Origin of the sequence: Microbacterium sp. BDGP8 (assembly GCF_029991045.1) — a bacterium.
GTDB classification, from domain to species: Bacteria; Actinomycetota; Actinomycetes; order Actinomycetales; family Microbacteriaceae; genus Microbacterium; species Microbacterium plantarum.
Window position 1 is genome coordinate 909,234 of sequence record NZ_CP120712.1, and the last position, 23,711, is coordinate 932,944.

Annotated in this window: 23 protein-coding genes; 13 read left to right on the forward strand and 10 right to left on the reverse strand. The window is 71.4% G+C overall.

Annotation, left to right across the window (positions count from 1 at the left end; translation table 11 throughout):
- The first annotated feature begins 30 nt into the window (after window positions 1-30).
- Together P6897_RS04300 and P6897_RS04305 are read left to right on the forward strand one after the other, a co-directional pair.
- On the forward strand, window positions 31-1,368 hold the full coding sequence (locus P6897_RS04300; RefSeq protein ID WP_112613531.1) for a sugar ABC transporter permease: 1,338 nt from the start codon (window positions 31-33) through the stop codon (window positions 1,366-1,368).
- Complete coding sequence (locus P6897_RS04305) at window positions 1,368-2,339, forward strand: carbohydrate ABC transporter permease (protein WP_112613533.1); 972 nt, start codon at window positions 1,368-1,370, stop codon at window positions 2,337-2,339. Before P6897_RS04300 ends, P6897_RS04305 begins: the two co-directional genes overlap by 1 nt.
- Before the next feature lie 36 nt (window positions 2,340-2,375).
- Here the strand turns inward: P6897_RS04305 and P6897_RS04310 are convergent, their stop codons facing one another.
- Window positions 2,376-3,071, reverse strand: coding sequence for a DUF305 domain-containing protein (locus P6897_RS04310; RefSeq protein ID WP_348997233.1), 696 nt, complete (start codon window positions 3,069-3,071; stop codon window positions 2,376-2,378).
- Window positions 3,068-3,772, reverse strand: coding sequence for a DUF3105 domain-containing protein (locus P6897_RS04315; protein WP_112613535.1), 705 nt, complete (start codon window positions 3,770-3,772; stop codon window positions 3,068-3,070). Before P6897_RS04315 ends, P6897_RS04310 begins: the two co-directional genes overlap by 4 nt.
- 252 nt (window positions 3,773-4,024) lie before the next feature.
- Between P6897_RS04315 and P6897_RS04320 the strand changes: the two genes are divergently transcribed.
- Genes P6897_RS04320 through P6897_RS04330 form a run of 3 tightly spaced genes read left to right on the forward strand, consistent with a single transcriptional unit; the run spans window position 4,025 to window position 7,887 of the window.
- Window positions 4,025-5,254: a multidrug effflux MFS transporter gene (locus P6897_RS04320; RefSeq protein ID WP_282502552.1), complete on the forward strand. Its 1,230-nt coding sequence runs from the start codon at window positions 4,025-4,027 to the stop codon at window positions 5,252-5,254.
- 58 nt (window positions 5,255-5,312) lie between these two features.
- Window positions 5,313-5,972, forward strand: a complete 660-nt coding sequence (locus tag P6897_RS04325) for a phosphatase PAP2 family protein (protein ID WP_282502197.1) — start codon at window positions 5,313-5,315, stop codon at window positions 5,970-5,972.
- A 37-nt stretch (window positions 5,973-6,009) separates the two neighbouring features.
- Complete coding sequence (locus tag P6897_RS04330; protein WP_282502553.1) at window positions 6,010-7,887, forward strand: helicase HerA-like domain-containing protein; 1,878 nt, start codon at window positions 6,010-6,012, stop codon at window positions 7,885-7,887.
- Window positions 7,888-7,945: 58 nt separating this feature from the next.
- Here P6897_RS04330 and P6897_RS04335 read toward each other — a convergent pair whose 3' ends face one another.
- Window positions 7,946-9,421 carry an MFS transporter gene (locus tag P6897_RS04335; RefSeq protein ID WP_282502198.1) on the reverse strand — a complete coding sequence of 492 codons (1,476 nt, stop codon included), beginning with the start codon at window positions 9,419-9,421 and terminating at the stop codon, window positions 7,946-7,948.
- A 241-nt stretch (window positions 9,422-9,662) separates the two neighbouring features.
- On the opposite strand from P6897_RS04335, the gene P6897_RS04340 reads away from it, so the two are divergent.
- From P6897_RS04340 to P6897_RS04350, 3 genes are read left to right on the forward strand one after another with little or no spacing between them, the layout of a single operon-like run.
- A complete protein-coding gene (locus P6897_RS04340) occupies window positions 9,663-11,276 on the forward strand; it encodes an SDR family oxidoreductase (protein ID WP_282502199.1) in 1,614 nt (537 codons plus the stop codon).
- Window positions 11,273-11,749 (forward strand): MogA/MoaB family molybdenum cofactor biosynthesis protein, encoded by a 477-nt coding sequence (locus P6897_RS04345; RefSeq protein WP_282502200.1) that lies wholly within the window; start codon window positions 11,273-11,275, stop codon window positions 11,747-11,749. The genes P6897_RS04340 and P6897_RS04345 overlap by 4 nt, the downstream gene beginning before the upstream one ends.
- Complete coding sequence (locus P6897_RS04350; RefSeq protein WP_282502201.1) at window positions 11,749-12,177, forward strand: molybdenum cofactor biosynthesis protein MoaE; 429 nt, start codon at window positions 11,749-11,751, stop codon at window positions 12,175-12,177. The genes P6897_RS04345 and P6897_RS04350 overlap by 1 nt, the downstream gene beginning before the upstream one ends.
- 21 nt (window positions 12,178-12,198) lie before the next feature.
- Here the strand turns inward: P6897_RS04350 and P6897_RS04355 are convergent, their stop codons facing one another.
- The 4 genes from P6897_RS04355 to P6897_RS04370 are packed head-to-tail and all read right to left on the reverse strand — an operon-like array spanning window position 12,199 to window position 15,266.
- Window positions 12,199-12,432: a MoaD/ThiS family protein gene (locus P6897_RS04355; RefSeq protein ID WP_282502202.1), complete on the reverse strand. Its 234-nt coding sequence runs from the start codon at window positions 12,430-12,432 to the stop codon at window positions 12,199-12,201.
- Entirely contained in the window at window positions 12,432-12,911 is a 480-nt protein-coding gene (moaC, locus tag P6897_RS04360; protein WP_282502203.1) for a cyclic pyranopterin monophosphate synthase MoaC, read from the reverse strand. The genes P6897_RS04355 and moaC overlap by 1 nt, the downstream gene beginning before the upstream one ends.
- Window positions 12,912-12,915: 4 nt before the next feature.
- Window positions 12,916-14,175 (reverse strand): gephyrin-like molybdotransferase Glp, encoded by a 1,260-nt coding sequence (gene glp, locus P6897_RS04365; RefSeq protein WP_348997234.1) that lies wholly within the window; start codon window positions 14,173-14,175, stop codon window positions 12,916-12,918.
- Window positions 14,163-15,266 (reverse strand): ThiF family adenylyltransferase, encoded by a 1,104-nt coding sequence (locus P6897_RS04370; RefSeq protein WP_282502204.1) that lies wholly within the window; start codon window positions 15,264-15,266, stop codon window positions 14,163-14,165. Before P6897_RS04370 ends, glp begins: the two co-directional genes overlap by 13 nt.
- A gap of 119 nt (window positions 15,267-15,385) precedes the next feature.
- Here P6897_RS04370 and P6897_RS04375 point away from each other — a divergent pair, with 119 nt between their 5' ends.
- Genes P6897_RS04375 through P6897_RS04395 form a run of 5 tightly spaced genes read left to right on the forward strand, consistent with a single transcriptional unit; the run spans window position 15,386 to window position 19,098 of the window.
- Window positions 15,386-15,778: a TOBE domain-containing protein gene (locus tag P6897_RS04375; protein WP_112613545.1), complete on the forward strand. Its 393-nt coding sequence runs from the start codon at window positions 15,386-15,388 to the stop codon at window positions 15,776-15,778.
- Between the two features lie 3 nt (window positions 15,779-15,781).
- On the forward strand, window positions 15,782-16,567 hold the full coding sequence (gene modA, locus P6897_RS04380) for a molybdate ABC transporter substrate-binding protein (protein WP_282502205.1): 786 nt from the start codon (window positions 15,782-15,784) through the stop codon (window positions 16,565-16,567).
- Between the two features lie 53 nt (window positions 16,568-16,620).
- The gene (locus P6897_RS04385; RefSeq protein WP_282502206.1) at window positions 16,621-17,400 is read left to right on the forward strand and encodes an ABC transporter permease; all 780 of its coding nucleotides are present in this window, start codon (window positions 16,621-16,623) and stop codon (window positions 17,398-17,400) included.
- Window positions 17,397-18,476, forward strand: a complete 1,080-nt coding sequence (locus tag P6897_RS04390; protein WP_282502207.1) for an ATP-binding cassette domain-containing protein — start codon at window positions 17,397-17,399, stop codon at window positions 18,474-18,476. Before P6897_RS04385 ends, P6897_RS04390 begins: the two co-directional genes overlap by 4 nt.
- A gap of 16 nt (window positions 18,477-18,492) precedes the next feature.
- Window positions 18,493-19,098: a GNAT family N-acetyltransferase gene (locus P6897_RS04395; RefSeq protein ID WP_282502208.1), complete on the forward strand. Its 606-nt coding sequence runs from the start codon at window positions 18,493-18,495 to the stop codon at window positions 19,096-19,098.
- 120 nt (window positions 19,099-19,218) lie between these two features.
- Here P6897_RS04395 and cydC read toward each other — a convergent pair whose 3' ends face one another.
- The 3 genes from cydC to cydB form a co-directional block, all read right to left on the reverse strand.
- Complete coding sequence (gene cydC, locus P6897_RS04400) at window positions 19,219-20,880, reverse strand: thiol reductant ABC exporter subunit CydC (protein WP_282502209.1); 1,662 nt, start codon at window positions 20,878-20,880, stop codon at window positions 19,219-19,221.
- Window positions 20,877-22,583, reverse strand: a complete 1,707-nt coding sequence (gene cydD / locus P6897_RS04405; RefSeq protein WP_274178010.1) for a thiol reductant ABC exporter subunit CydD — start codon at window positions 22,581-22,583, stop codon at window positions 20,877-20,879. Before cydD ends, cydC begins: the two co-directional genes overlap by 4 nt.
- A gap of 87 nt (window positions 22,584-22,670) precedes the next feature.
- Window positions 22,671-23,702, reverse strand: a complete 1,032-nt coding sequence (cydB, locus tag P6897_RS04410) for a cytochrome d ubiquinol oxidase subunit II (RefSeq protein ID WP_282502210.1) — start codon at window positions 23,700-23,702, stop codon at window positions 22,671-22,673.
- Window positions 23,703-23,711: the final 9 nt, after the last annotated feature.

Sequence of the window (23,711 nt, forward strand, 5' to 3'; positions counted from 1 at the left end):
GTACGCCGCTGTACTCAGAAGGGGATCCACATGTCGCAGACGACCGTCGACAGACCCGTCGACACCGAACCTCCCACCACCACGCATGCCACCGATCCGAAGGGGCGGTCGATCACTCGGATCATCGTCGCCGCCGGATTCGCCCTGATCGTCGCCATCCTCCTGCTGCTGATCTTCACCGGATCGAGCGAGGAATCGTCGCGCATCACGATCGGGTTCTCGCTCAACAGCTTCTTCCTCTGGTTGGGCGCGATGAACCCGCTCATCCAGATCCCCGTCATCCTGGCCGTGTTCGGGCTCGTCGTGGGCATCATCCTGGTGCTCATCGAGTACGCGCCCCGCCCGGGTCGCGGCTACTTCATCATGCGGCTCGTCGCGTGCCTGGTCATCCCGGTGCTCGCCTTCCTGCTGCTGCGGCCCTACGCCAACGCCGTCCTCTACGTCGTCGCGATCGCGCTGCTCGTCGGTGCGCTGCTCTTCTTCGCGGACTTCCGGTCGCGTCAGGGCGCGGGCTATCTGTTCCAGCTCATCCTCTTCATGGCCCCGGCCAGCATCATGCTGGCGCTCGGACTGATCTACCCCGCGATCGCCACGATCTTCAAGTCGTTCTACGACAAGTCGGGCGAGCAGTTCGTGGGCCTGGAGAACTACTTCTGGGTGTTCACGAACCCGACGGGCACGGCCTCGGTCGTCAACACGATCCTGTGGGCGCTCCTCGCTCCCACGATCTCCGTCGCCATCGGCCTGGCGTACGCGGTGTTCATCGATCGTGCCCGCGGCGAGAAGGTCCTGAAGGTCCTGGTGTTCATGCCCGTCGCGATCTCGTTCGTCGGCGCCGGCATCATCTGGAAGTTCATGTACGACGCCCGCCAGGGGGAGCAGGTCGGCCTGCTCAACGCGATCGTCACGGCATTCGGCGGCGATCCGATCCAGTGGCTCGCCATCAAGCCGGTCATCAACACCCTCATGCTCCTGGTGGTCTTCATCTGGACCCAGACCGGATTCGCCATGGTGATTCTGTCGGCCGCGATCAAGGCGGTGCCGACCGAGCAGCTCGAGGCGGCGCAGCTGGACGGGACCAATGCCTGGCAGCGGTTCCGCAACGTCACGGTGCCCGGCATCCGGTCGTCGCTCATCGTGGTCCTCACGACCATCACGATCGCGTCGCTCAAGGTGTACGACATCGTGGCGGTCATGACCGGCGGTCGCGATGAGACGACCGTGCTCGGCTTCGAGATGGTCAACCAGCAGCAGCGATTCCAGAGCTACGGGCACTCGTCCGCGCTCGCTGTCGTGCTGTTCCTGTTCGTCCTGCCGCTGATCATCTACAACGCCCGATCGATGGCCAAGCAGAGGGAGATCCGCTGATGACCGTTGCAGCCCCGGCCGCGCCCGTCGACACCCGCACCAAGCGCCAAGTGGCGCGCGACACCCGCCGCAACGAGGCGATCGCCCACAAGAAGCTGACGTCGAAGGGCGCGACCATCGCGGCCGTCATCATCGCCGTCTTCTGGACGATCCCGACGTTCGGCCTGTTCGTGACGTCGTTCCGACCCGGTGCCGACACCCAGTCCACCGGCTGGTGGACCGTCTTCACCAATCCCGAGTTCACCCTCGACAACTACGCCGAGGCGCTGACGTCGGGAGGGACGTCCACGACGCTCGCGTCGGCGTTCATCAACTCGCTCGCGATCACCATCCCCGCGACGGTGTTCCCCATCGTGATGGCAGCCCTCGCCGCCTACGCGTTCGCCTGGATCGACTTCAAGGGCCGCAGTGCGCTGTTCGTGTTCGTCTTCGCACTGCAGATCGTGCCCCTGCAGATGGCCCTGGTTCCGCTGCTCAGCCTCTTCTCGGAGGGCCTGACGATCAACGACGTGCCCATCTTCCCCGGCTTCGGCCTGAACGAGGTGCAGTACAGCTTCGCCCGCGTCTGGATCGCCCACGCGATCTTCGCCCTGCCGCTGGCGACTTTCATGCTGCACAACTTCATCGCCGAGATCCCGGGCGAGATCATCGAAGCGGCGCGGGTCGACGGCGCCGGCCACGGGCAGGTCTTCTTCCGCATCATCGTCCCGCTGGCAGCCCCGGCCATCGCATCGTTCGCGATCTTCCAGTTCCTGTGGGTGTGGAACGACCTGCTGGTCGCGACGATCTTCGCGTCGCCGGGCGCGCTGCCGATCACGCAGGCGCTCAACTCGCTGTCGGGCACGTGGGGCAACCGCTGGTTCCTGCAGTCGGCGGGAACCTTCATCTCGATCATCGTGCCGCTGATCGTGTTCTTCGCCCTGCAGCGCTTCTTCGTGCGCGGCCTGCTGGCAGGTGCGACGAAGGGCTGATCGGCAGGATCGGATGCCGCTGGGGTGCGGGGGCTGTCAGCCCTCGCACCCCAGTCTTTGCTGGATCGAGCGCATCAGGTCGATCTCGGCGCTCTGCGTCTCGATGACGCCGCCGGCGACCTGGACGGCCCGCGGGTCGCTGCCGAGGTCGACGAGAGCCTGCGCCATGGGGATCGCGCCCTCGTGGTGCCGGATCATGAGGCCGAGGAACGTGCAGTCGGCGGCGACCCCGGTCTCGGCATCCAGCTGCGCCAGCTGAGCGGGCGTGGCCATGCCCATCTGGGCGCGGAGCTCTTCGTCGCTCGGCTGCTGCGCCTGAGTCCCGTGGTTGTGAGCGGGGTGCCCGACCATCCACTGCATGAGGGGCGCGGTGGATGCCTGCGGCAGCCCCCACTGGACGAGCCAGTCGTAGAACTCGCCGCGCTGGCCCGCCTGTGCGGTGGCGATATCGAACGCAAGCGTGCGGATGCCCTCATCCTCGGTCTTGCGATAGATCGTCATCGCCATCTCGATCGCCTGCGTGTGGTGCACCTGCATGTCACGGGCGAACCCGGCCTCGGGGGAGGAGCCGCCGGGAACCGACGGGGAGGTGCCGAAGGCGGAGAAACGTCCTACCGCGAATGCCGAGCCCGCGACCGCGAGGACGATGAGGAGCACCGCCCACGAGCGCAGGCCGGTGGATGACGGGACGGGGATCTGCGCGCCCGTCTCCGCCGTGACGTCGTCCGTCACGCCTTGCCGGGGCCGTCGATCGCGCCCGAGCAGATCGCGTTCGGCTCGGGGACGTTCTGGCTGCGCCAGTACTCGGTGAAGAAGTCGCGGATGCGCTCGTCGTCGGCCGAGTCGACCTTCAGCTGCGCGTTCCAGGCGCTCACGGCGATGGGGGTGTCCATGTCGGGGTACGGCGTCAGCAGCGCGTACGTGCTCGGCATGTAGCCCTCGAGGGTCTCGATGTCGGCATCCGATACCTGGGCCGGGTCGTACGTGATCCAGACGGCGCCGTGCTCCATCGAGTGGACCGCGTTCTCGTTCGCCTGCGGCTCGGTGTAGACGCCGCAGTTGAGCCAGTACGGGTTGTGCTCGCCACCGGCCGGCGGGTTCTGCGGGTACTCGACGGTGCCCTCCACGTGCGTCGTGATGTTCTGGAACGTCTCGACGCCGGGGATCTCGCGACCCGTGCTGTTGCCGGCCTCGTACGTGACGGGCCGAGGCGCGAGGATGACCGACGCGGCGATGAGGCCCACCACGGCGACCGCGGCGGTCGAGCCGACGACCCACCACGTCAGCTTGCTGCGACGTCGCTTCGCCAGCTGCTTCTGGTACTCGGCGAGCTTGGCCTGCTTCTGCTGCTCGCGCTGCTGCTTGACGGTGAGGTTGATCTGGGCCTGGGCGGCAGGATTGCCGCTCGTTCGCTTGTCGGCGGACGGAGTCATTGCTGTGACCTCGGTTCGGGGGCAAGGGGAGTGTCGGAGCGCGCGCGGCGCGGAGCCAGCCTATGCGCGTGAATGGTGAATCGGCTGAGAGGCGCGAACGACGCGGAGCGGCGGCGGGTTACGATAGAAGGTCGCTCAAAAACGCTGCTGCCACGAAACGAAGAAGACGTGCCCGAAACTCCTCCCCATCATTCCTCCTCCGCCACCGGGGCGATCCGCACGCTGGGCTCGAACCCGGCTACCGCGCCCATCATGCTGCATCCGGGTGACGCGATCCCGACCTCACGCCGCGTCATCTACATCATCCTGCTCGGCGCGCTGACGGCGCTCGGGCCCTTCACGATCGACCTCTACCTGCCCGCCTTCCCCGCGCTGGAGGCCGACTTCCAGACGACGGCGGCGGCGATTCAGCTGACGCTCACCGGAACGATGGTCGGCTTCGCGCTGGGCCAGCTCATCGTCGGCCCGCTCAGCGACAAGCTGGGGCGCCGGGTCCCGCTGCTGTGCGTGACCGCGCTCCACGTGCTCTCGAGCACGGCCGCCGCCATCGCCCCGACCCTCGAGCTGCTGAGCACCGCCCGGGTCTTCATGGGGATCGGCGCCGCGGCGGGCGGTGTCGTCGCGATGGCGATCGTGCGCGACCTCTTCGGTGGACGCCGGCTCGTGGTGATGCTCAGCCGACTCGCCCTGGTCTCCGGTGTCGCCCCGGTCGCCGCCCCGCTCGTCGGCTCGGGCCTGCTGACGGTCATGCCCTGGCGCGGCATCTTCGTCGTGCTCGCCGCGTACGGCGCGGTGATGCTGATCGCCTCGCTCTTCCTCGTGCCCGAGACCCTGCCCAAAGCGCGCCGCCGCGACAGCGGTTCCGCCACGGTCTGGCAGCGCTACCGCAGCGTCCTGAGCGATCGCATCTTCATCGGCGTGCTGATCATCGGCGGCATGACCTTCAGCGGACTGTTCTCGTACCTGTCGTCGTCGTCGTTCCTCTTCCAGCAGACCTACGGCTTCGATCCGCAGCAGTACGGCGTCCTGTTCGCCGTCAACTCCCTCGGAGTCGTGCTGGGCGTGCAGACGGCGTCGCGGCTCGCCGCCCGCTTCGGCCCGCAGTGGGTCATGGCGGTCTCGACCGCCGTGCTCGTCATCGCGGGGGCCACCATCATCGTCACCGACCAGCTGGGGCTGGGCCTGTGGGGCACGGTCGTGCCGCTGTTCTTCTTCATCACGGCGTGCGGTTTCACCTTCCCCTGCGTTCAGGTGCTCGCTCTCGACCGTCACGGCCGAGCCGCCGGGACCGCGGCATCCCTGATCGGCGCCGTCAACTTCGGCGTCGCCGGCTTCATCTCGCCGCTCGCGGCGTGGATCTCGGGCGGCTCGGGCATCACCGCGACGACGATGGCCTCGGTGATGGCGGGGTGCGCCGTGGTGGCGGTCCTCTCGCTGTGGCTCGTCGTGCGGCCGCGCAGCGTGCCGCAGCTCTCTCCCTGATCGCTGCTCTCAGCGCAAGGGGCGGGGTCGAATCCGCCGCCGTCGACACAATGGACGGATGAACGACGCTCCGCCGACCGACCCCCGCCGACTCTGGCCGCGCCGCGCCGCCATTGGCTTCGTGCTGGTGGTGGCCGGTGCGCTGCTGGGATGGTGGCTGTTCACGCAGCTCGGCCAGCCCTTCGCGATCGACCGGTGGTGGAACGAGACGCTGCCGGCCGACCCGGGCGCGGTCGGCCTGGTGTTCGGGCTCGTGATGAACCGGATCGGCGGCACGTGGGTCGGCGTCTTCGCGATCCCGATCGCGGTCGCCGTGGCTCTGGTCCTGCTGCGACGGCCCTGGGCTGCGGGCTATTTCCTCGTGGCGTCGGCGCTGAGCGCGCTCGTGGTCCAGCTGATCAAGAACCTCGTCGATCGGTCGAGACCCGAAGACATCCTCGTGACGACGGATGCGGGCTCATATCCCTCGGGGCATACGGCAAATGCGGCCACGATCGCGATCGTCGCGATCATCCTCTTCCCGCGCGTCTGGGTCGCGTTCGTCGGAATCGTGTGGACCCTGCTGATGGCGCTCAGCCGTACGGTCGTGCACGCTCACTGGCTCTCCGACACCGTCGGTGGGATGCTGCTGGGCGCCGGCGTCGCCCTGATCGTGGCCGCCATGTTCACCGAGCAGCTCGAACGCGAGCGCCGCGCCGTGCGAGAGCGGCGGGGCTAGGCTCGCCGGCATGAGCGTCTCGCCCGACGACCCGGCCATGCCCTCCGACGACGCGATCGCCGCAGCCGATCTCGCACGACTGCGTGCGGAAGCGGAAGCCGCTGAGGCCGCGCTCGTCGCCGCCCGAGCTCGAGCCGCCCTGGCCGCCGCCGAGGCAGCTGCCGCGCGAGCCGGGTCGGCCCCGGCCGGGGACGCGGCGCCGTCGACTCCGACCGGCGAACCCGAGCCGTCGGCGGCCGGGGAAGCCGAGCCCTCCGGGGCGGCGGTTCCGCTCGACGGATCCGAGGTCGACGACATCCGCCGGGGCTACACGTTCGACGGTCCCGTCCTCGAGCTCGGGGCGCTCCTGAACGGCGAGCCGCAGCGTGATGCGCTCGTGCGGATCCCGCTGGCGATGACGAATCGTCACGGTCTCGTTGCCGGCGCCACTGGCACCGGCAAGACCCGCACGCTGCAGGTTCTCGTGGAGCAGCTCGCCGCCAACGGCGTGCCGGTGTTCGCGGCCGACATCAAGGGCGATCTCTCGGGTCTTGCCTCGGCGGGCGAGCCGAGCGAGAAGCTCCTCTCGCGAACGAGCGCGATCGGGCAGGACTGGTCGCCGCGTTCTTTCGCGACCGAGTTCCTGGCGCTCGGCGGCCGCGGGTCGGGAACGCCGGTGCGCGCGACCGTCTCCGGCTTCGGCCCGCTGCTGCTGAGCCGCGTGCTCGGACTCAACGCGACGCAGGAGTCGAGTCTCGGTCTCGTCTTCCACTACGCCGACGCGAACGGCCTGGCTCTCGTCGACCTCGCCGATCTGCGGGCGGTGCTGACCTACCTCACGAGCGATGACGGCAAAGCCGAGCTCGCGGAGCTCGGCGGACTCTCCAAGGCGACGGCGGGCGTCATCCTTCGCGAACTCATCACCTTCGCCGACGCCGGGGCGGACGTGTTCTTCGGCGAACCGGAGTTCGACGTCCGAGACCTGATGCGGACCACGGACGGAGGCGAGGGCATCGTCACCCTCCTCGAGGTGCCCGGTGTGGCCGACCGCCCGGTGCTCTACTCGACCTTCCTGATGTACCTGCTCGCGGAGCTGTTCGAGGTGCTGCCCGAGGTGGGTGACGTCGACAAGCCGGAGCTCGTGTTCTTCTTCGACGAGGCGCATCTGCTGTTCCGCGACGCGTCGAAGGACTTCCTCGCCGCGGTGGTGCAGACGGTCCGCCTCATCCGGTCGAAGGGTGTCGGCGTCTTCTTCGTCACGCAGACACCCAAGGACGTGCCGTCCGATGTGCTGGCGCAGCTCGGCTCGCGCGTACAGCACGCGCTTCGTGCCTTCACCCCGGATGACGTCAAGGCGCTGCGCGCGAGTGTGGGCACCTACCCGCGATCGGGCTACGACCTGGAGCGGGTTCTGCAGGAGCTCGGCACCGGCGAGGCCATCGTCACCGTCATGAACGAGAAGGGTGCGCCCACCCCCGTCGCGTGGACACGGCTCCGTGCGCCGCAGGCGTCGATGTCGCCGGCAGCGGTGGAGGACGTCCAGGCCCGGGTGGCGGCATCCGAGATCCGGCCGCGTTACGCCGAGGCGGTCGATCGCGAGTCGGCGCGCGAGATCCTCACCGCTCGCATGAACGCCGCGCAGGCGGCTCTCGATGCGGCCGAGGCCGAGGCCGCGCGCCGCAAGGCAGAGCAGGACGCCGCGAAGCTGCGGGCGAAGGCCGACGCCGCCTACGCGAAGCAGCTCGCCGCCATCCGGAAGCAGGCCGCGGCCGACGAGGCGAAGGAGCGACGCGACGACGACCGGATGCTGCGCAGCATGACCTCGAACACGCGCTCGCGCCGGAGAACGCCGGCGGAGCAGATCCTCGGCTCGCGCGCGGCCCAGGAGGTGCTGACCGGCGTCATCCGGGGAATCTTCGGCACCGGACGGCGCTGAGCACCGGACGGCGCTGAGCACCGGACGGCGCTGACGGCGCGCCCGGGACGCGGGCGTCTCAGGGACGGATGATGTCGAGTGGCATCGTCGAGGTGTCGATGCGCGGATCGTCGTCCTGCCCGGCGACGAGCGCCTCGGCCTCGGCGATCGTCTCGACCGTCGGCACCGACCCGAGCAGCGGCCGCTGCGCCGTCTCGCGCATCGCGAAGAGCGCGACGGCCGCGAGCGCCGAGAAGAACATGATGTAGAACGCGGGCATGTAGGTGTTGCCCGTCCACTCGATGAGCGCCTGGCTGAACAGCGGCGTCGTACCGCCGAAGAGCGACACCGCCAGGTTGTACGCGATGCCCATCGCGCCGAAGCGGGTCGCGGTGGGGAACAGCGCCGGCAGGGCGCTCGCCGAGATCGCGACGAACAGTGCGACCGGTACCGCGATGATGCCCAGCGCAATGAACACGGCCCACAGCTCGCCGATCTGCATGACGGCGAAGGCGGGGATCGTCAGGACGAGGGACGCGCCGATCGCGAAAGCGTAGATGCGACGCCGGCCGAACCGGTCGCTGAGGCGCCCGACGAACGGCAGCGTCGCCGACATGACGATCAGCACCGGCACGGTCGCCACCGCGGCCGAGAGGTTCGAGAGTCCGACCTCCTTCTCGAGGTAGGTCGGCATGTAGCTGGTCAGCGCGTAGCCGGCCGTGTTGGTCGCGGCGACGATCGCCACGGCGACCAGGATCGTCCGCCAGTGGTGGCGCAGGATGCCGCCGATGCCGTGACGAGCCATCGGGTCGTCCTTGCTGGGCGCCGCGGCCGACTCCGACTCCTGCTCGAATGCCGGGGTCTCGGGGATGCGCAGGCGGAACCAGATGGCGACGATGCCGAGCGGGATGGCGACGAGGAACGGAATGCGCCAGCCGCCGTCGACCATCGCGTCGGGGCCCCAGAGCCCCTGCGTGATGAGGGTGGTCAGCGCGACGACCGTAGCGCCGGCGGCGAAGCCGACGTACGAGCCGACGTCGAGCCATGATGCCCAGAAACCGCGCGAGCGGTCGGGGGAGAACTCGGTCACATACGTCGACGCCCCGGCGTACTCGCCGCCGGTCGAGAAGCCCTGCACCATCTTCAGCACATACAGGGGGACGACAGCCCAGACACCGATCTGCGCAGACGTCGGCAGCAGTCCGATGAGCGCGGTCGCGGTCGCCATCATCGCCATCGTCAGGAACAGGACCTTCTGGCGCCCGATCCGATCGCCGAGCGGGCCGAGCACGATCCCGCCGAGGGGACGCACGAGGAACGACACGGCGAAGCCGAGGAGCGTCACGAGAAGGCCCCAGGGGTCGGGGATGTCCTCGGCGAACACCACCGTCAGGGTCACGGCGAGGTAGCCGTAGATCCCGAAGTCGAACCACTCCATGAAGTTGCCGACGACGGTGCCCGAGATCGCGGTGCGTACCTTCTTGCGTTCGACGACGATGACGTCGTCGACCTCGAGACGTCGGCGGGCAGGCCGCTTGGTGCGCGTGCGTGACATATTCGATTCTCCTCCGGCAGCGCCGCCGGGCTCGGGTCGCCAGACGACTGTCCTTCGCTCACGGGAGCGTAGACCCCGATGCGGGGTCGTGCGCAACCTCGGGGACGGGCGTTGCGGTCCGGTGCGTCGCCGCCTATCGCGCGCGCGTGAGGCGAACGGCCCGTACGCCCGGCCGGCGACCGTCCATCCGTCACGTGTCAAGTCGTGTCGGACGGGGCCGACGGACGCCTACCGTCTGATCATGACCGAGCTGACCGCACCCACCGGACACGAGCCCGAGCTGCAGGCGCAGCCCCGACCGGACGGATCCGCCCCGCGAGCCCTCGTCCTCGGCGCCACCGGGTACATCGGCGGACGGCTGGTGCCTCGCCTCGTCGCGGCGGGGTACCGCGTGCGCGTGCTGGCACGGACGCCCGAGCGGGTCGCCAGCTTCCCGTGGGGAGACGCCGTCGAGATCGTGGGCGGCTCGGCGGACGACGCGGATGCCGTCGCCGAGGCTGTCGACGACGTGGATGTCGTCTACTACCTCATCCATTCGATGGGAGCGGGGGCCGGGTTCGAGGCGGCCGACGAGCGGGCCGCCCGCACGGTCGCTGACGCCGCGGCGGCGGCATCCGTGAAGCGCATCGTCTATCTCGGTGGCCTGCACCCCTCCGATGCGGAGCTCTCGCCGCACCTGCGCTCGCGCGTGGAGGTCGGCGAGATTCTGCTGAAGTCCGGCGTGCCCACCCTCGTGCTGCAGGCGGGGGTCGTCATCGGGTCGGGGTCGGCGTCGTTCGAGATGGTGCGTCATCTCACCGATGTGCTGCCGTACATGCCGGCGCCGAAGTGGGTGCGCAACCGCATCCAGCCGATCGCCGTGCGAGACGTCCTGCACTATCTGCTCGGCGCAGCCCGCGTCGATCCTGAGCTGAACCGTGCCGTCGACATCGGCGGTCCCGACGTCTTGCGGTACGGACAGATGATGAACGGCTATGCCCTCGAGGCGGGCCTGCGGCAGCGCGCGATCGCGGCCCTGCCGGTGCTGACGCCCGGGCTGGCCTCCCACTGGGTCAACCTCGTGACGCCGGTGCCGCGCGCCATCGCCCGCCCGCTCATCGCGTCGCTTCAGAACGAGTGCGTCATGGACGACCATGACATCGACGACATCATCCCGCAGCCCGAGGGCGGCCTGACGTCGTACCGGACGAGCGTGCGGCTGGCGCTGGGCCGGGTGGACGCCGACGAGGTCGAGACGAGCTGGCAGGACGCCGACGTGCTCGGCGCGCCGAGCGATCCGCTGCCGAGCGACCCCGAATGGGCGGGCCGCACCGTGTTCACCGACGAGCGCTCCGCCGAAACGAGCGCGTCGCCAGAGCGACTGTGGGAGGTGATCGCCGGCATCGGCGGGACGAACGGCTGGTACTCGGCTCGCGCGCTGTGGGAGATCCGCGGCTGGATGGACCGTCTCGTCGGCGGCATCGGCCTCGCGCGCGGCCGCCGCAGCCGGGGAAAGGTGCGGGTGGGGGATGCGATCGACTTCTGGCGCGTCGAGGCCGTCGAGGAGGGCCGCCTGCTGCGGCTGCGTGCCGAGATGCGGGTGCCGGGGGAGGCCTGGCTCGAGCTCAAAGTCGCACCGCGGGATGGTGGTGCCCGCTATGAGCAGCGCGCGATCTTCTTCCCGCGCGGACTGGCCGGGCGGCTGTATTGGCTCGGTGTGCTGCCGTTCCACGGGCTCATCTTCACGGCGATGGCCACGCGCATCACGGAGATGGCCGAGGGGAAGGTCGAAGAGGGGCGGATCGCCGTCGAGAACACCCACGCCGACGATGACACCGCCCCCGCGGGCGCGGACGCTTCTAGGGTGGGGTCATGAGCCGCTCCGCCGTCGTCATAACCGTCTCCGACCGCTCAGCGCGCGGCGAGCGTCCGGATGCGGCCGGCCCGGTCGCCGTCGAGGCCTTGCGCGCCGCGGGGTGGGAGTGTGGCGATGCGGTGGTCGTCGCCGACGGAGCCGCCCCCGTCGCCGAGGCGCTGCGCGTCGCGATCGCCGACGGAGCACGCCTGATCGTCACGACGGGCGGCACCGGCGTGGCACCGCGCGACGAGACTCCCGAGGGTACCGGCGAGGTCATCGAGCGCGAGCTGCCCGGCGTGGCCGAAGAGCTGCGACGCCGCGGTGTCGCCGAGACGCCCACTGCGGTGCTCTCACGCGGACGTGCCGGGGTGGCCGGCCGAACGCTCATCGTGAACCTGCCGGGGTCGCCGCGCGCCGTGGCATCCGGCATGGACGTGGTGACGGGAATCGCCGGGCACGTCGTCGCCCAGCTCGACGGGCACGATCACTGATGGGCGAGATCCGCATCGCCCGCATCACCGCGGAGCCTCTCGACGTCTCCCAGCACCTCGAGGCCGTCGATTCATCCGCCGTCGGAGCGGTGACGAGCTTCGTCGGCACCGTGCGCGACCACGACCCGGATGCCGCGGGCACGGTCGCCGCGCTGCACTACGAGGCACATCCCGATGCCGAGGCGACGCTCCGAGCCATCGCCGAGGCGGCCCTCGGCGACCGTGACGGCATCGTCGCGGTCAGTCACCGCATCGGCGACCTCGCGGTGGGGGACGCCGCGGTCGTCATCGCGGTGGGCACGGCGCACCGGGGCGACGCGTTCGACGTCTGCCGCGAGCTGATCGAGGCGATCAAACGCGAGCTGCCGATCTGGAAGCAGCAGATCGAGGCCGATGGCACGACGGCGTGGAAGGGGATCGGCGGCTGATGGCGTCGAACCCGGGCCGTCTCAGCCGCCCGCGAAGGGCGGCAGGATGTCGACGGTGACGTCGGGGCCGATCTCGGTGGTGTCGGCGACGCGTGCGCCGTCGACGAGCACGGCGCACTTCGGCAGGATGGCCGCCAGCCCAGTGATCTCGCGCGACAACGCGTCGCGCAGGGCGCCGAGGGTCGTCTCGGAGCGATGCTCTTCGTTCCGGCCGGCGCGTTCAGCGGCGGCGGCGAAGTAGCGCACGCGGGCCATCAGGCGTCCTCGCCGGAACGTCGCCAGTCGCCGCTGCGGCCGCCGGATTTCGCGGTGATGCGGATGTTCTCGATCGAGGTCGCCTTATCGAGGCCCTTCACCATGTCGACCACGGCGAGGGCGGCGACCGAGACCGAGGTGAGCGCCTCCATCTCGACGCCGGTGCGGTCGGCGGTGCGTGCGGTCGCCTCGATCTCGATGCCGTCGTCGGTGATGTCGAGGTCGACGACGACGCCGTGCACGCCGATCACATGCGCCAGCGGAAGCAGCTCGGGGGTGCGCTTCGCAGCCTGGATGCCGGCGATGCGTGCGACGGCGAGGACGTCGCCCTTCGGCACGGCGCCGTCGCGCAGCGCTGCGACCACCTCGGGCGAGCAGCGGACGAATCCGCGAGCAGTCGCCGCGCGGACGGTCGGCTGCTTCGCGGTGACGTCGACCATGCGGGCGTGACCGGCGTCGTCGAGGTGTGTGAAGCTCATGCCCTCATCCTTCCAGCAGCACGACGTCGATGAGGTCGCCGGGCTCGACGACGGCCGTCTCCTCCGGGACGACCGCATACGCCTCGGCGAGGGCTAGTGCGCCCGCGAGGTGCGAGCCCGAGCCGCCCGGTGTCGCCGGGCGCACGGACCATCCTGCAGGGTCGGTGCGGTCGACCACCGCGGGCAGGTACTGCCGGCGACCCGGTGGCGTGCGCCAGGACTCGGCCGCGGGAAGCCGGAACGCCGGCCGCCGCAGGTCGGAGCGGCCCTGGAGGGCGAGCAGGGCAGGGCGCACGAACACCTCGAACGACACCGCCGCACTCACCGGGTTGCCCGGCAGGCCGAAGACGAGCGTTCCCGACGGCAGGACCCCGAAGGCCTGCGGCTTGCCCGGCTGCATCGCCACCCGCGAGAAACGCAGCGCGTCGCCCAGTTCGGTCTTGACGACCTCGTAGGCGCCCGCGCTCACCCCGCCCGAGGTGATGACGACGTCCGCTCGGGATCCGCCGGTCGTGGCCGCGGCGATCTCGTGCCGGAAGGCGGCGCCGCCGTCGTCGACGTGCACGCGGCGGATGACCGTACCGCCCGCCTGACGGCTGAGCGCTTCGAGCAGCAGGCCGTTCGACTCGGGGATCTGTCCTCGGATGCGTGGGAAGCCGGGCTCGACGAGCTCGCTGCCGGTCGAGATGACGACGACGCGCGGGGACTCCGAGATGGTGACCCGGGCGATGTCGGCGGCGGCGAGGGCCGCCAGCTGCCGCGGGCCGAGCAGCGTCCCGGCGTCCAGCACCGTGTCGCCGGGGCGGATGTCGTCGTGTGCGCGCCGGACGAACATGCCCCGCCTCGCGGGGGCGGTGAGCACGCGTGCGGTCGTCAGCGAATCATCGAGGCCGCCCGCGGTGTCTTCGAACGGCACGATGGTGTCGGCGCTGCTGGGCACCGGGGAGCCCGTCATGATGCGTGCGGCCTCGCCGGGGGTCAGATGCGGATCGTCCGCCGTGCCCGCCGGCAGATCGGCGATGACCGCGAGGTCGACGGGACGCTCGGCGGACGCCGTCGCGACATCGTCGAAGCGCACCGCGAAGCCGTCCATCGCCGAGTTGTCGAAGTCGGGGATCCCCCCGCGCGCGATCGCAGCCTCGCGCAAGACGCAGCCGGCGCCGTCGGCGAGCCCGGCCGTGCGGGTCGGCAGCGGGCGGACGGCGGCGAGGACGTCCGCGAGCTGATCCTCGACGGTGCGCAGCCCGCCGCTCACGACTGCCACCGTGCGAGCCCGCCCGCGAGCACGGATGCCGCGACACCGCGGCCCCGGAGGGCATCCGCAGCGCGATGGGCGCGGATGCCGTGCGCGCACACCACCACGACCCGGTCGGCACCGGCGAGGCTCGGATCAGCGAGAAGCTCGCCGAGCGGTACCAGCACCGAGCCGGGCAGCACACCGGTCGCCGTCTCGTGGGGCTCCCGCACATCGAGCACCACCGCGCCGACGGACTGCTGCGCTCGGAGCTGCTCGAGATCGACCTCGGGTGCCGCGGTCCGTCTCGGCTCTGCAGGGGGCGGAGGAACCGCGGCCGGGGACGCCGCACTCGACGCCGCGCGCAGCGGGACCTCGCGCTGGGCGCCGGTGAGGGCATCGACGACGGCCAGCCGGCCGAGGAGCGGTTCGCCGACCCCGGTGATGAGCTTGATCGCCTCGGTCGCGAGCATCCCGCCCACCGTCATGCAGAGGGACCCGAGCACGCCCACCTCGGCGCACGTCGGCAGGTCGTCCGCGCTGCCCGCGGGGTAGAGGTCGTCGAGGCCGACGGCCGGAACGCCTGCCGGCGGCGCGGTCCAGAAGACGGTGACCTGCGCGTGGAACTCCTGGATGACGCCCCAGACGAGCGGCAGCCCGAGTGCCGCGCATGCCGCGGCCACGACGGTGCGGGTCTCGAACGTGTCGGTGCCGTCGATGACGAGGTCGCTCCCCGCCAGCAGACGCGACGCGTTATCGGCATCCAGCCGCTCGCGGCGCGTCTCGATCCGGGTCTCGGGCGACAACGCGGTGGCGGCTCGGACCGCGGAGGCGACCTTCGGTGCGCCGACGTCGTCGACGCGATGGATCACCTGCCGCTGGAGATTGGCGTACTCGACCACGTCGTCGTCGATGACGGTGATCGTCCCGACCCCGGCGGCGGCGAGGGCGAGGATCACCGGCGAGCCGAGACCGCCGGCGCCGACGACCGCGACGCGGGCCGCCGCCAGCCGTCGCTGACCCTGGTCGCCCAGGCCCGCGAGGACGGCATGCCTCGCGGTGCGCTCGCGCTCACGATTCGACAGGGTCTCGGCGGGATCGACGAGGGGCGGCAGGGTCATGGGATCAGGCTAGACGCGCATAGGGGTACCTGGGGCGGGCGCGGGTGGGACCCGGGCGAGCATCCGCGGATGCGGCGGATTCGGCCCCCCTCTTCCGCAGTTGCGGGTATGTTCGGCCCATGACGACGTATCGCATCTCGGAGGCGGCCCGCCTGCTCGGAGTCAGCGACGACACCGTGCGCCGCTGGATCGAGCAGGGTGTCCTTCCGGTCTCGGGTGACAGCCCGGCGAGGGTGCCCGGCGACGCGCTCGCCGCGCACGCGGTCGAGCTCGCTTCCGCCGCGGCGGACCCCTCCGACCGACTCTCGAGCGCCCGCAACCGCTTCGTCGGCCTTGTCACCCGCGTGCAGATCGACGGGGTGATGGCCCAGGTCGACGTGCAGTCGGGACCGCACCGCATCGTGTCGCTCATGTCGGCCGAGGCGGCGCGCGAACTCGAGCTCGAACCCGGATCGCTCGCGGTCGCGGTCGTGAAGGCCACGACGGTCGTGGTCGAGACTCCGAAGGACTGAGCCGTGCGCACACGACGAATCACCGTCGCCGCCCTCGCGGCTGTCATGCTCCTCCTGAGCGGGTGCGCCGCGGGCGGCGTCGCGGAGTCGGGGCCGGGCGCCGCGGAATCCGAGGTCTCGGGCGAGGTCACCGTCTTCGCTGCCGCGTCGCTGAAGACGGGATTCGACGAGCTGGCGTCGCAGTTCGAGCAGCGGCATCCCTCCGTCACGATCTCGCCCATCAGCTACGACGGGTCGTCGACGCTCGCGACGCAGCTGATCGAGGGAGCCCCCGGCGACGTGTTCGCCTCGGCCGACGAGGCGAACATGCAGAAGGTCGTCGACGCCGGGCTCGCCGCCGCCCCGGACGTCTTCGCGACGAACCGGCTCACCCTCGTGGTGCCGGCCGGGAACCCCGGTTCGATCACCGGCCTGGCAGACCTCGCCGACGCCGACCGCACCGTCGTGCTGTGCGCACAGGCGGTGCCGTGCGGCGCGGCCTCGGAGACGCTTCTCCGCGACGCCGGTGTCACTCCGAGCGTCGACAGCTACGAGCAGAACGTCACCGCGGTGCTGACGAAGGTCGCGGGCGGCGAGGCCGATGCCGGCCTCGTCTACGTCACGGATGCCGCCCTCACCGGCGATGTCGAGACGGTGGAGGTCGCCGGCGCCGAGCGAGTCGTCAACCGGTATCCGATCGCGGCGCTCGCCGACGCGCGGTCGCCCGAGGCCGCCGCGGAGTTCGTCGCCTACGTGCTGTCCGAAGACGGCCAGACGGTGCTGCGCCGTCTCGGCTTCGGGGCGCCGTGAGCGGCGGTGGGGCCGGCGGTCACCGGACGACGCGCCGCAGCGCGCCGGGGTATGTGCCGCGCGTCCTTCTCGTGCCGGCGGTCGTCGGGCTCGCGCTGCTCGTGGTCCCGCTGGCCGCCCTGGTGGGCCGCGTCGACCCCACGACGGTGTGGACCGACGTCACGTCGCCCGAGGCCGGCGCGGCGCTCGCGCTCTCGCTGCAGACCGCGCTCGCGGCCACCGCTGCGTGCATCGTGCTCGGCGTTCCGCTCGCCCTGACGATCGCCCGGGCAGGCGCCCGCGGAGCGGCGGTGCTGCGAGCCATCGTGACGGTCCCGCTCGTGCTGCCCCCCATGGTCGGCGGCGTCGCCCTGCTGTTCCTGTTCGGGCGGACCGGCTGGCTGGGCGCGATGCTCGGCGAAGCCGGCATCCGCATCCCGTTCACCACCGTGGCTGTCGTGATCGCGCAGACTTTCGTCGCTCTGCCCTTCCTCGTGCTCGCGCTCGAGGGCGCACTTCGCGCCACGGGAGTCGGGTACGAGCAGACCGCCGCCGCGCTCGGGGCGGGACGGTGGCGCATCCTGTTCCGGGTCACCCTGCCGCTCGCAGCGCCCGGGCTCATCGCAGGGACCGTGCTGTGCTTCGCCCGCGCCCTCGGCGAGTTCGGCGCCACCGCACTGTTCGCCGGCAACGCGCCCGGCGTCACGCAGACGATGCCGCTGGCGATCTACACGGCGTTCAACGGTGCCGGGGTGTCGGAGGGCACGGCTGTGGCACTGTCGCTCCTCCTGCTCATCACCGCGATCGCCGCGCTTCTGCTCGTGCGGGCCTGGCGGCCGGGCGGTGCCCGATGAGTGCCCGGCTCACGGCACGCGTCCGGGTGCAGCGGCCCGGCCTCACCGTGACCGTCGACCTCGTCGCCGAACCGGGGGAGGTCGTCGCGGTCATGGGGCCGAGCGGCGCGGGGAAGACGACGGTGCTCGAGGCGATCGCGGGCCTCGTGCCGCTCGACGCGGGATCGATCCGCGTCGACGACGACGAGGTCGCGAGCCCCCGCAGGCGCGTGGCGCCGCAGCACCGCGGCATCGTGATGCTGCGTCAGGACCCCGGCCTCTTCCCGCACCTCTCGGCGCGCGAGAACGTGGCCTTCGGGCTCCGCTCTCGCAAAGAGCCGGCACGCCGGGCGCGCCTCATCGCCGACGAATGGCTCGAGCGGGTCGGGCTCGCCGGGGTCGGCGGCCGGCATCCCCGGGAGCTCTCCGGGGGGCAGCAGCAGCGCGTCGCCCTCGCCCGCGCGCTCGCGGCGCGGCCCCGCGTCATCCTGCTCGACGAGCCGTTCACGGCGCTCGATCCGGCGACGGCCGCGTCACTGCGGGCGATGCTCGGCGAACAGCTGCGGGCTGCCGGGGCGACGGCCGTGATCGTCAGCCACGACGCCCTCGATGCGGCGGCGGTGGCCGATCGGCTGGTGGTGCTCGAAGCGGGACTCGTGACCCAGAGCGGCGCCGTCCGAGAGGTGCTGCGGACCCCCGCCACGGCGTTCGGTGCTGCCATCGCGGGAGTGAACCGTGTCGTCGGCAACGTGGTCGGCCAGGGCGATGACACGGTCTGGCAGGCCGGCACCCTCGCGGTGCCCCGGCCCGGCGCGGACGGTGGTGCCGCTGCCGCTCTGTTCCGCCCGAGCGACGTCCGGCTCGAGGGGGTCGCGGCCGGCGACGGGCTCGCGCGGTCGGGGGCTGCGCCGTCGGACGCCGACCGCGTCGTGTGGCGGGCTCGCGTCGTTCGGCTCGAGCCCACCGTCGGCGGAGTCCGGGTGATCGTCTCCGATCCGCCGGCGGCGGTCGACATCCCGGTGGATCTGGCCGCGGACCTCGGCGCGGGCGGCCTCGTGCAGCTCTCGCTGCCGACCGCCGCGATCACATGGGACTGAGTGGCACGATGGGGGAATGCCCCACATGCGCGCCGTCCGGCCCGGCGATGACGCCGCGCTGAGCGAGATCTGTCTGCGGACCGCCGACCACGGCTCCGATGCCACCGGACTCTTCGACGACGACGACATCTGGGGAGCGATCTTCGTGCTGCCCTACGCCGAGCGGCATCCCGACTCCGCCTTCGTCGTGGCCGATGACGAGGACCGGGCGATCGGCTACGTCGTCGCGACGCCGGACACCGATGCCTTCGAGGAGTGGTTCCGCGGCGACTGGTGGCCGCGGTTCGCTGACCGCTGGCCCGTGCCCTCGCCCGATGACACCTCGCGGCAGGCGGGGACGCTGCGATACGCCTACGGTCGACGCCCCGGAGCCGAGCCGCTCGCCGCGACCTATCCCGCGCACCTGCACATCGACCTGCTGCCCGCGGCCCAGGGGCAGGGGTGGGGGCGACGGCTGATCGACCGGGTGTCGGAGCAGCTCCGCGCGTCGGGCGTCATCCGTCTGCACCTGGTCGCGTCGGCGGCCAACGACGGGGCGCTCGCCTTCTACGACCGCCTGGGGTTCGAGCGCCTGCCCTCCTCGCCCGGCGCGCAGGCGTTCGGCATCGACCTCGACCGCTGAGGCCCGGTCACGCGGCTCGCCGAGGTCCCCGTTGGGCCGGGTTTGGGGGCGGGTTTCCCGGCCGAAATGGGACCGCGCGGGGTGTGGGGGGGCGGGTGGGCGCGGGGTGGGGGCCGCGCGTCAGCCGGCGAGCAGGCGCCCGTCGGAGATGCGGACCGTGCGGTCGACGAGCGCACTCGGCACCCGGACGTGCGAGATGAGCACGACGGCGCGCTCCTCGTCGACGGCCGAGAGCAGATCGCGCATCAGCGCGTCGGATGCCGCGGGGTCGACCCCGGCCGTCGGCTCGTCGAGCACGAGCACGGGGAAGCCGTGCAGCAGCGCACGAGCGAGCGCGATGCGCTGCGCCTGGCCGCCCGACACGAGCGCGCCGTGCTCGCCGACGCGAGCGTCGAGACCGCCGCGCTCGCGCAGCCAGCCGCCCAGGCCGACGCGTTCGAGCACGGCCTCCAACTCGGCGTCGGTCGCGGTGTCGCGGGCGAACAGGAGGTTCTGGCGGATGTCCTCGTCGAAGAGCATCGGCTGCTGCTCGCACAGTCCCACCGTCAGGCGCACGTCGTCGGGGGAGAGGCCGGTCACGTCTGTGCGCCCGATCCGGTAGCTCCCATCGACGTCGAGGAAGCGCACAAGGGCATGCGCGAGCGTCGACTTGCCCGCACCGCTCGAGCCGACGACGAGCAGGCGTTCACCCGGGCGGACATCCAGGTCGACGCCCGCGAGGGCCGGCCGATCGGCTCCGGGCCACGTCACCGACACGTCGCGGAGGTGCAGGCCGTCGCCGAGCGCGGGCGCGACACCCGTGGGTGCGACGCTGCTCGCAACGAGTCCCGATGGGATGTCGCCGGGCACGGTCTCGGCGATCCGTTCCGCCGACGCGTGCACCTGACGCCAGGATGCCGCTGCGAGCGGAACCGTCTGGAAGACCTCGAACACGGCCATCGGCACGAGGACGGCGACGGCCAGCCACGGACCGCCGAGGGCGGTGGCATCCGGGGCGGTGACGATGACGGCGAGGATCGATGCGGCGCCCGCGGCGAGCGAGACGATGGCTGCGCTTCCGGCCTGCGCACCGGCGCGGCGGACGACCGCACGTCGGAGGTCGGCGTCCGCTGCCTCGACACGGCGACGGCTCTGCTCTTCGGCCCCGTACGCCAGCAGCACGTCGAGGCTTCCGAGATGGTCGGCGACGGCGTCGGCGAGCCGGGCGCGGAGCGGGGCGATCGTGCGCTCCGCGCGAGCACCCGCGACCCAGCCCCAGCCGGTGGCCGCCGCCGCGGCGACGACGAGGCAGCCGAGCAGGGTGAGCCCGGCCGGCCACGAGACGGTCGCGACGAAGACGACGGCGGCGAGAGCGACGGTGGCCGAGGCCACGAGCGGCTCCACCACTCGCAGCGGCAGGTTCTGCAGGTCGTCGACGTCGTCGACGAGGGCGGAGAGCGCGGATCCGCGGCGGATGCGGCCGAGCCCGTCGGGTGCGAGCGGGATCAGGCGTCGGACGAGGTCGGTCCGCGTCGTTGCGAGCTGACGCAGCGCCGCATCGTGCGACGTGAGGCGCTCGAGGTAGCGGAAGACGGCACGCGAGATCGCGAACGCCCGCACCCCGACGACGGCCGCCATCACGTACATCACCGCGGGCTGCTCGCTCGCGCGGACGATGAGCCACGCGCTGCACGCGAGGAGCGCGACGGCCGAGGCCTCCGTGGCGAACCCGGTCGCGAGGGCGCGCCAGAACCGTCGCGGCGGGGGCATCGCGCCGCGAAGCACCTCGGACGTCGTGGTCATGCCGTCACCTCCAATCGGGGTCGTACGTCGACGAGGACGTCGGCGATCGACCGGGCAGACTCCCGGTGCGAGACGAGCAGGACAGTCGCGCCGTCGTCAGCGACACGGCGGAGGCTCTGCCAGAGCGCGGCCTCGGTCTCGGCGTCGAGTGCGGCGCTCGGCTCGTCGAGCGCGACCACCGGCGCACCGCTGTTCACGTGCCGGAAGAGAGCCCGGGCGACCGCGACGCGCTGCGCCTGCCCGCCGGAGAGGCCCGCGCCGCGCACGCCGAGCTCGAGCGCCGGGTCGAGGTCAGCGGCGCCGGCGGCTGTGAGCGCGCGGACGACGGCGCGCTCACCCGCGGGCCCGGCGACGCGGTCCGTCGAAGCGCCGAGCGTGACGTTCTCGGCGACGGTGCCGGCGATCAGCCCCGCGTCCTGTCCGGCCCAGGCGAGCCACGACGCCGGCGGCGGAACCTGCTCGCCGTCGAGGGTCAGCTCCCCTTCGAACGGGGCGACGCCGCGCAGCGCGGCGAAGACGCTCGACTTGCCCGCGCCGCTCGGCCCGGACAGGAGCGTGATCGTGCCCGGCCTCGCCGTGAACGACACGGGTGCGAGCAGCGAATCGCCGCGACGCACCCGGAGCTCACGGGCGCGGAGGATGCCGCGCTCCGCCGCGACGCTCGTCGCGGCGTCCGTCGTCGACGCTGAGCTCGCGGCATCCTGCGGCGGCAGCGCGCGCGCCGCGTCGAGTACCTCGAAGACGTCGTCGGTGGCCGCGACACCCTCTGCGGCGGCGTGGAACTGGACCCCGACCTGACGAAGCGGAAGGTAGGCCTCGGGGGCCAGTAGCAGCACGAAGAGTCCGACAGACAGGGCGAGCGAGCCGTCGATGAGCCGGAAGCCGATCGACACCGCCACGATCGCGACGGAGATCGACGCGAGGAACTCCAGCGCGAAGCCCGACAGGAACGACACCCGCAGCACGCGCATCGTCTCGATGCGGTAGTTCTCGGTCACCCGTTCGATCGATGACGCGGCGCGGTGCTGCCGGCCGAACACCGTGAGGGTCGAGAGTCCGCGGACGGTGTCGGCGAAGCGGGCTGCGAGCTGGCGGAGGGTCTGCCACTGCGCGCGTTGCACCGCGCGGGTGGCGAGTCCGATCAGCACCATGAACAGCGGGATCAACGGCATCGTGAGCAGGACCGTCACGCCCGAGATCCAGTCGCTCCACCAGATGACGGCGATGAGCACCGGGGTCGCGATGACCGTCAGGACGAGTTGCGGCAGGTAGCGGCCGAAGTAGGCGTCGAGCGCGTCGAGGCCGCGGCCCGCGGTCACCGCGAGCTGAGCAGAGTTGCGGTTCGCGAGCCAGCCAGGGCCGAGGCGGCCGACGGCCGAGGTGAGCCCGCCGCGCAGCTCGCTGCGCACCCGGGCGGCGGCGCGAGCAGAGACGCCCTCGCGCAGCCAGAGGAGCCCGGCGCGCGCGGCGACGACGGCGGCGAGGGCGGCGAGGACGCGCATGAGGTCGGCTACCGGCATCCCGCCGATGGCTCCGACGATCGCTTGCGTGGTCAGCCAGGCGAACCCGACGACGACGGCGGTCTGGGCGAGGCCGATCGCGCCGATCGCGACGAAGAAGAGGCGCGAGGTGCGGGCGTAGCGCAGCAGCCGCGGATCGACGGGTCGTCCGCTCGAGCGCGCGGGCGCCTCGGGGTCGTCCATGCTCACCCTTCGATCCTGCCTTACCCCGGGACCGGGATGCCTCGGGTCCGGCGCGATAGCGCGGATCCGAGGCATCCCGTCACTCGGTCAGTGGGTGACGAGCTCGGCCTCTTCGATGCGTGCCCGGGTCACGCGCTTGCGGAAGACCCAGTACGTCCAGCCCTGGTAGAGGACCACGAGGGGCAGGAAGATCACGGCCGCCCAGGTCATGATCGTCAGCGTGTAATCCGTCGACGACGCGTTCTCGATCGTGAGGTTCCATGCGGGATCCGTCGACGACGGCATGACGTTCGGGAAGAGCGAGAGCCACAGCGTCAGGACGGCGAACATCACGGTTCCCGCACCTCCCGCGAAGGCCCAACCCTCACGCCCGGTCGCGTTGGCGAGAATGGCCCCGATCAGCATGACCGCGGCGACGGTGGCCGTCACGAACACCAGCGGCAGCAGCGGCGCCTGGGCCCCCATGGCCGACAGCACGGTCCAGGCGAGGAAGACGGCCGCCGCGACGAGGGTCAGCAGTCCCGACTTCGTCGCGAGCCGGCGGGCCTGCTCGCGGACGTCACCGTCGGTCTTGAGAGCGACGAAGTAGACGCCGTGCGTGAAGAACAGCAGGAGCGTCACGACCCCGCCGAGCAGGCCGTAGGGGTTCAGCAGCGTGAACAGGGTGCCGGTGAACTCCTTGTCGGCGTCGATCGGCACGCCCTGAACGATGTTGGCGACCGCGACGCCCCAGAGGAAGGCGGGGAGCGCCGAGCCCACGACGATCATGAGGTCGAAGCGCTTGCGCCAGGTGGCATCATCGCGCTGGTGGCGGTACTCGAACGAGACCCCGCGCAGGATCAGGGCGATGAGGATCAGCAGCAGTGGCAGGTAGAACCCGCTGAAGAGGGTCGCGTACCACTCCGGGAAGGCCGCGAAGAGGCACGCGCCCGCGACGATGACCCAGGTCTCGTTGAGGTCCCAGACCGGACCGATCGTGTTGATGATCTGGCGCCGTGAGACGTTGTCCTTCCCGAGGAAGGGCAGCGACATCCCGACACCGAAGTCGAACCCGTCGAGGACGAAGTAGCCCACGAACAGGACTCCGACGATGAAGAACCAGACGTATGCGAGATCCATGTCGTGCTC